The sequence below is a fragment of the Phyllobacterium sp. genome (genome assembly GCF_037994405.1).
Lineage (GTDB): Bacteria > Pseudomonadota > Alphaproteobacteria > Rhizobiales > Rhizobiaceae > Phyllobacterium.
On record NZ_JBBNAN010000112.1, the window covers coordinates 1 to 7,644 of the forward strand.

Below are 7,644 nucleotides of genomic sequence, written 5' to 3' on the forward strand. Positions count from 1 at the left end.
GTCTGTACTGGGGATCACGCCTGCATGCGCCTCTCGGGCTGCCCATCCCTCTCTGTGAAGACCCTCGACGATCCGTTGCGTGACGATCCGGTGGCCCATATCGACCAAACCTGCGTCGGTTGCGGTAATTGTGGCGAAGTAGCGGACGCAGCCATTCTCTGCCCGTCCTTCTATCGTGCCGATGTCGTGTATAATCCGGGCCAGTGGGACAAGTTTGCTGACGCGATACGCCGGAAACTGATCGGCGCGATGCAGCGCTGGCGCGAGCGTCGTCGCCTCCAATTCATGGACGTATGACATGAACGATCAGTCCATCCCAAAAGGCATCGTCGAGCCGGACGGTATCATCAAGCTGGCCGTGCTTGCCGTCGGCGGTCAGGGCGGCGGCGTTCTTGCCGATTGGATCACGGCTGTGGCCGAGAGCAATGGCTATCTTGCCCAGTCAACCTCGGTAGCAGGTGTCGCGCAGCGAACCGGCGCGACGATCTACTATATCGAGATGTGCCGGTACACCGGTCGTCTGCCGGTTTTCGCCCTGTCGCCAGCGCAAGGAGACGTCGATATTCTTGTCGCCGCTGAGTTGATGGAAGCGGGGCGGGCTATCATCCGGGGTTTTGTCACACCAAATCGCACCACGCTCATAGCATCGTCGCATCGCATCGCAGCGGTGTCGGAGAAGATCGCGCCAGGCGATGGCCGCGCGCCCGCCGACCGTGTCATTGCCGCAGCACAAGCCGCGGCACAACGTTTCGTCAGTTTCGATATGGAGAAGATCGCACTCGATGCCGGCTCCATGATCTCCGCCAGCCTGCTGGGTGCGCTTGCCGGCGCAGACGTATTGCCGTTTGCACGCAAGTCCTACGAAGAGACGATTAATAGCGGAGGCCGGGGCGCCGACGCCAGTCTCAAAGCGTTTGCCACGGCTTATGACAGAGCTCGCGATGGCGACATTGGTGACGCTCCCAAGCAAGCTAATGGCCAAGCGCCGCGTCCAGACGTTCTAGGGCCGCAACGCCTTGTAACGCAGTGGACGTCGCTATGCGCACGTGTTGAAAACTACCCGCAAGCGGTTCGTGAAATGGCCATGCTCGGCTTGCGCAAGGTCACGGACTACCAGGATATTGCCTATGGTGGGGAATATCTCGACCGGATCGACCAGGCAGTCAGATTGGATTCGGCCAGTGAGGACTATGCATTGTCCATCGCTGCGGCCAAGCACGCAGCCAATGCCATGTGCTATGACGACATGATCCGTGTTTCCGATCTCAAGACGCGCTCCAAACGCGACAAGCGCGTGCGATCGGAGGTGGGCGTCAAAGACGAAACGGTCCTACAGCTTACCGAATATTTCCATCCGCGCATCGAGGAGTTCTGCGGGACGATGCCCGCGGGCATCGGTCGATATATCGAGGGTAGACCAAGGCTCGCCGCCTGGCTGGACCGTCGCATCAACCGCGGCCGGCACATCCGGACGGACAGCGTGTCGGGATTTGCCCTCTTATGGATTGTCGGCGGGCTCCGCCGCTGGCGCCGTTCGCTGTTGCGCCATCAGGTGGAAATGCAACACCTGCAGCGCTGGTACAGCTTGGCGCTCGATCATGTGGGCGAGAATTATGCGCTGGCTGTGGAGATTCTCAACTGCCGTCGTCTGATCAAGGGCTATAGCGATACCCACGCACGCGGATGGTCCAAGTTCGACCGCGTGCTCTCCGGGCTGGATATTGTGAAGGGGCGTGCAGACGCGGCCGACTGGATCCGCCGCTTGCGCGAAGCGGCATTGAAAGACGAAAAGGGCACCATGCTGGATGGCGCGCTCAAGACTGTTGCTTTGCTGGACCGCTAACGCGTCTGGGACACACCGTTCGGACCTATCGAAACTACGGGACGAGGCGATCGGAGGCTCCGCTCGTCCCTAGGAATGAGCGAGGAAGGTGTTGTCAAGCGCATGGCCTAAGGGCTGCCGGTCGTGATCTAAATGAAATGATAGCAAACGAGAGAATGTATCACAGCCAGCATGGCTATTACGACCACTGAAGCTCCATAACCGCCTGTCCAATCGTGAAGATATCCCGCAATCACCGGGCCGCTCGCCGCGCTTTCCTTTAGACGGCGTGCTGCGCGGCAGCCTGTTTGCCATTACTGGACTTGGTATCAAGGGCGTTCCAGAGCCGCGGTTCGCGGTCTGAAAGCCGATTAGCACAGTCGGTAGTTCAAGATGCATCCAGAGCCATCAGAAGGTTGGATGTGTTAAAGCCTTGAGGTTGGAACAATCGAGGCCCAGACCGGTTAGTGATAAAGACAACATGACACGGAGGGCGTGATGAGCCCCAGTTTCATGAAATTTCTCGTTACGGCTTGCTTTCTGTGTACCGTCGATCTGGCAGTGAGCACCGCCCAGGAACCCTCAGCGCCACCGTCCGGTGACCAAAGGCCACAGCTCGAGGATTGCCAGGTCGCTCCGAAAGGGCAGAGCGAAATTGATCAAGGCGAGGACTCAGCCGAGCACGGTACGGCGGTTCTCCAACGATGCAAGGGCGTGTTAGAACCGCCACCGACGGGCGACTCTGAGATGGTCGAACCGGCCCCCGATGTAGGCACCACACCGGTGATCCCGCCTGATTCTGTGCCCGACCAGCCGCCGGTTCCTCATCCCTAGTGCAGTGTCGCCGTTCAGAGGATCAGACAAATGAATAGCGGCAGTCAAAGCACTGAACGAATCGTCACCGTCTTCGGCGGAACCGGATTCTTGGGACGTAGGATCGTCAGACGGCTCCTGGAAAAAGGCCTCACCGTCCGCGCTGCATCGCGACATCCGGAACGGGTGGCCGCGCTCTTCTCCTCGGATGCGCGCGCTCCGGAAGCCGTCCGGGCCGATATCCTGGATCCCCCCTCTGTGGCCTTGGCCGTCGCCGGTTCGCAAGCGGTCGTAAATGCCGTCAGCCTCTATGTGGAACGCGGAAATTTTACATTTGAGCGCGTGCATGTGAAAGCAGCAGCGGATCTCGCCGCAGCGTCGCGCAACAGCAAGGTCGGTCAGTTCGTCCACGTCTCGGGGATCGGCTCCGATCCTGGATCGGAATCGAGTTACATCAGAGCTCGTGGGCGAGGAGAACATGCCGTGATGAGCACATTTCCAAGCGTCATAATCCGTCCGTCCGTCATGACAGGACCGGACGACGTTTTCCTTACGGTCCTGGTCAGGCTGATACGCCTGCTGCCAATCTATCCGCTGTTCGGCGATGGCGAAATGCGGCTTCAGCCCGTCTATGTGGGAGATGTTGCGGAAGCCATAAGCCGTCTGATCGATGGTAATGATCCCGGAGGTTCCTCCATCTTCGAACTCGGCGGCCCGCACGTCTATACTTATCAGGAACTGCTTCGTGAAATTGCCTCGCAGCTCAATATTCGTATCAGGGTGATGCCGGTGCCTTTCGCGGTGTGGAACGTTTTGGCGCGCGTGGCGGAATTTCTCCCCGGGGCTCCCCTCACACGCAACCAGATCGATCTCATGCGTCACGACAATGTGGCGGCAGCCGACCTGCCTGGTTTGAACGAACTGGAGGTCCAGCCGCGCGCCATCCGTGAAGTGATCCGGATGATAGAGCATCCGCATAGATTGGCTGCATAACACAAACAAGAGATTGTGCGGCCGCACCCGACGTCTGGAACTAACGGAGCCTACATCAGGACCTACGATTTTCGCTGACTTCCTGGAAGCACAAGGCGAGGGGATCCATCACGTCACCTATAACTGCAACAACATCTCCTTCGAGGAGCGTTTGGCTGAATTCGAGCGCCGCGGTTACAAGAAGGTACAGTCCGGCAGTTGGATGGGGCCGAAACCATTTCGCGTTTTTTGGAACCGAAGACGACACGACGACTGCTTCGAAATATACGCCTTTCCAGACGACGGGACTATCCTGAGCCAGACTCCTGGTATCCCGCGGCGCCCCAGTAGACCAGTCGGGCGTTACGACCGCGACTGAGTTCGCCGGCTGGGCCGCAACTAAGAGCATTGATGAGGTCTGGGCCCCCATCGAAATCGGCTATTACCGGCATCTTCAAAGGAACCATTGGAGCTGTTTGCCAGCATTGTGCGCACGCTAATATATGCAACGTTTCGCGTACGGCGGATGAATTGAGAGGGCGCGCCGGTTTGGTCCGGGCGACCAGTGAAGACCTCCTCTAACTATTGACTATGTATTTACGGATCGTGTTCGCCCGAAAGCACGTAACAGCAGACCGAGAGATACGGCTGTTTTGTCGATTTCGGGCACATCTTGCGAATAATTACCCGTATAGAGCTTGACAATTAGTTGGTCGCGCTGGGACCCGCTCAGTTTGAAGTGAAGATGCAGATAATCCTTACGCTTGTCCCCGGGACGGCTTATACCGCGGCGCCGCCTGGTCGTCTGCCTGTGTTCCACCTGGAATGGCTCAAACCCATCCAGCTTGAGTGAGATATTCTTCGACGCCAAGTGCGTTCCGCCGGGGACAGCAACGACTGCCTTATCAAGTGCAAGACTGACCAGATGGCCGAAGCCCCCATCAAGGCGAACGGTCTCTTCCACTTTGAAAGCATGGAAAAGCCGACGTGGCTTTTCGAAACAGATTAGGGAAGCAATAACAAGAACAACAATGTTTATGCCGGACCAGCACGCTGCAACGAGCGAAAACTGGTCGCCCCTGTTGATCCATTCAGGTATGACGTTCAGCAAAAGGCCAATAGCGGTGACAGTGAGCAAGGCGGCAATCCAGGCGAAACTGTATTTGTCAAACTGGTTCTCCTCGTTACCAGTTCCCTTGGGCGTAACCTTGAATGGCTTGCCAAAGGGCTTAACGATACTGGAAACGACAGTTGGCAGCATACGAAAGGTTGCAAAAGTGCCAATCGCACTCGACACGACAGGCAGATAACGTGTCGGCGTAATCCATATCATCAGCAGGAAATAGGCGGCGAGAACCGGCAACTGATGGGACAGATATTCCGAAACGCTGGTAAAGTAGAGGGGAAGCGCTCCAAGCCAAAGATAAACCACAGGCACAATCAATATGGTCAGGCGCACGGGGTACTGAACTAGCCAAGACATGGGCAGAAACATGACGCGCTGAAACAGCGATAACCCCGGACCGCGCAAGGGGCCGTTGTGGAGATAAAGTGTCTGAATGCCTCCTTGGCACCAGCGCTCACGCTGAACGAAATAGCCTGTCAAGTTCTCTGCGGCGAGACCCATCGACAGGCGCTCGTTGAGATACCGTGTCTTGTAACCTCGGTTCAGCATGGAGAGCGTGGTCAGCAAATCCTCGGTGATCGACTCGGTGGGAAAACCGCCTATCTCGTCAAGTGCCTTGCGCCGCGCAATCGAACATGATCCGCAACAAAAGCTCACGTCCCAGGCATCGCGGCTTGGCGCCATCTCGTCGAAGAAGAGGCGCTGCTCATCTGGCCAGATGTTCTCAAGGCCAAGATTCGATTGCACGGGATCGACGTTGAAAAAGTGCTGCGGCGTTTGCACGATGCCAATGCCAGGATCGGTAAACAAAGGCAGCGTGCGTCGCAAAAAGTGACGGTAGGGGACGAAATCCGCATCGAAGATCGCAATAAAATCACCGGAACTGACCTTAAGGCCATTGTTCATGTTGCCAGCCTTGGCATGGGAGTTGTCGGGCCGTGTGACATGCAGAGCACCCTTCTCTTCGCAAAAGGCTCGTAACCAGTCACGGCGCATGTCGTCGAGAACATAAACCTTCAACTTGTGTTTTGGGTAGTCGATAGCGAGCGCACCTATGATTGTCCGTTCCAGTACGTCCAATGGTTCGTTATACGTTGGAATGAAAACATCCACGGTTGGCAGTGCGCGTTGGTCGCGGCGAAAAAATGCCGGTGCGAGTGCGTCGGCTTCGGCACTTCTATCCACATACCGGCTCATGAGTATGAGGAAGAGCACAACGTCAGAAAAAGCCAGGAGCTCAATAATAAATATAAACCAGACCCAGTAAAAATTGCTGCCGTCACTCGGATACGGCAACACGGTTTCCGTGAGGCGCCACCAAAGGTAGCGGGCCGCCACGGCAAATACGACAATACACGTGACGGCCCGCGTCCATGTATGATGGCGCGACCAGTTAAAGGGGCCGAGCAAGAAAAACGCAACGACGAGAATCGTTGGTGCAAGGACTACGAGATGCTGAACCATAGGCTTTCCAACCATCGTGTCCATTGAATATTGCGTTTTGCAAAACGCACCTGAACGGAGCGCCCGACCTGGCAGAAATTGGCAGAATCGGTGTTTAGCGCCGAGGGTGAAAGGCCCACTCTGATACGAGCATTGCGCTCCTTGGTTGCCGGCAGATTTGCTGCCAGAGGATCCTCCTCAACGACAGCTGCGCTGCCGCGAACCGATAGAACCGTGCCTTTCAAGACGTCGCCACGTCCAAGCAGGCGTATTTGCGCCTCCCGTCCGGGAAAAATCTCGTCGTAGTCGATCTCAGGAACAAGGATGTCCACAAAGAGTTCACGGCAATCGAGGATTCGCATGAGTTCATTGTTGAGAATGACGTTGGAGCCATTGATTACGCTGCTGCGCCAGACAACACCGTCGAACGGAACAGGTACAATTGCGGTTTCAAGGTTCTTTACGCGGTTTTCCTCCTCGATCATCTGTTTTTCAATCTGCGCAGCGCGGGTTTCATTTTCCGTTATGCGCGTGTCGATGTCACTGATGCGTACGATGACTTCATCCTGCCTCTGGCGCGAATACGGCACATCGTTCTGACCGTCGCCCGCGACGAAAACGCCTTTCCGTAGGGCCTCCAACTTCTGTTCAAGCTGATCGACGCTCATGTTGCTAATTGTTACTTGTCCGGTTGCCATGACCTCTGCCGCCCGAGCAAGCTCGACAATGTTGTTGGAAACAATCCCCTGCGATCCGAGCTGCCGCCTACGTATTAGATCGGCTTGGGCTGCGATGTTTTGGGCCTCTGAGGTCTCGACGCGCTTGCGCAGGATGGACAGATCCTGCTGGATACTGGCGATTGTCGCTTCCTTATAAATGTTCAAGCGATTGGCCAATTCGTCGCGAAGCTGTGCCAACTCGCCGCGCTCGCGGCGAAGAGCGGTAACCCGGTCGAGCGCAGTCTTGCGCTCAGCGCTCAACGAGGCCAGAACCGATCGGTTCACCCGCTCGTTGTGAATCAACAAAAGAGGCTTTCCTTCGACAAGAGGTGTGCCGACTTTCGGGGTTGCTTGAGCGATGGTGCCGTCAATGGGGGCGTTCACAATAGCAAAACGGGCATTCACGGTCCCATCAAGGCTTGTATAACCGGTCAACCCGGGCAACAGAACAACAAGCACCAGTCCGACGAGCAACAGTCCGACAGCGATGCGCAAAAGACGGTGATTCCAGATCATACTCGATATCCAATGATCCAAGTCGCCAAGGTATGGCGGCTACCAAGTTATCGTTCTCAGCTCAACTCTTTGGTGTAATGGATGAATCACACTGAATCGTTAATCAGCAAATGATCTATTGGAATGAGGAATTGTGGCTTCCGGCAACGGCAGGTTTCCTTTCGCAGCTAGCATTATTCCCTCCTCGACTTCACCTGACTGCTCCGACGTGGTTTCTTCGTCGACTGACATTC

At 56.3% G+C, this 7,644-nt stretch carries 5 protein-coding genes and 1 pseudogene; 4 read left to right on the forward strand and 2 right to left on the reverse strand.

The genetic code is table 11. From position 1 onward, the window contains the following. The 4 genes and pseudogenes from AAAC48_RS06635 to AAAC48_RS06650 form a co-directional block, all read left to right on the forward strand. Positions 1-297 (forward strand): annotated as a pseudogene (locus AAAC48_RS06635) (indolepyruvate ferredoxin oxidoreductase); the annotation flags it as partial. 1 nt (position 298) lies between these two features. Next, entirely contained in the window at positions 299-1,843 is a 1,545-nt protein-coding gene (locus AAAC48_RS06640; protein ID WP_340653427.1) for an indolepyruvate oxidoreductase subunit beta family protein, read from the forward strand. Positions 1,844-2,686: 843 nt separating this feature from the next. Continuing rightward, entirely contained in the window at positions 2,687-3,628 is a 942-nt protein-coding gene (locus AAAC48_RS06645; protein WP_340653428.1) for a complex I NDUFA9 subunit family protein, read from the forward strand. Positions 3,629-3,641: 13 nt separating this feature from the next. Further along, positions 3,642-3,986, forward strand: coding sequence for a VOC family protein (locus AAAC48_RS06650; protein ID WP_340653429.1), 345 nt, complete (start codon positions 3,642-3,644; stop codon positions 3,984-3,986). Between the two features lie 210 nt (positions 3,987-4,196). Here the strand turns inward: AAAC48_RS06650 and AAAC48_RS06655 are convergent, their stop codons facing one another. Both AAAC48_RS06655 and AAAC48_RS06660 read right to left on the reverse strand, forming a co-directional pair. Next, positions 4,197-6,197, reverse strand: a complete 2,001-nt coding sequence (locus AAAC48_RS06655; RefSeq protein ID WP_340653430.1) for a glycosyltransferase — start codon at positions 6,195-6,197, stop codon at positions 4,197-4,199. Next, complete coding sequence (locus AAAC48_RS06660; protein WP_340653431.1) at positions 6,179-7,411, reverse strand: HlyD family efflux transporter periplasmic adaptor subunit; 1,233 nt, start codon at positions 7,409-7,411, stop codon at positions 6,179-6,181. Before AAAC48_RS06660 ends, AAAC48_RS06655 begins: the two co-directional genes overlap by 19 nt. Positions 7,412-7,644: the final 233 nt, after the last annotated feature.

Coding starts and splice junctions, on each gene's coding strand:
- AAAC48_RS06640 (WP_340653427.1), top strand. CDS start 299: ATGAACGATCAGTCCATCCCAAAAGGCATCGTCGAGCCGGACGGTATC.
- AAAC48_RS06660 (WP_340653431.1), bottom strand. CDS start 7,411: ATGATCTGGAATCACCGTCTTTTGCGCATCGCTGTCGGACTGTTGCTC.
- AAAC48_RS06655 (WP_340653430.1), bottom strand. CDS start 6,197: ATGGTTCAGCATCTCGTAGTCCTTGCACCAACGATTCTCGTCGTTGCG.
- AAAC48_RS06645 (WP_340653428.1), top strand. CDS start 2,687: ATGAATAGCGGCAGTCAAAGCACTGAACGAATCGTCACCGTCTTCGGC.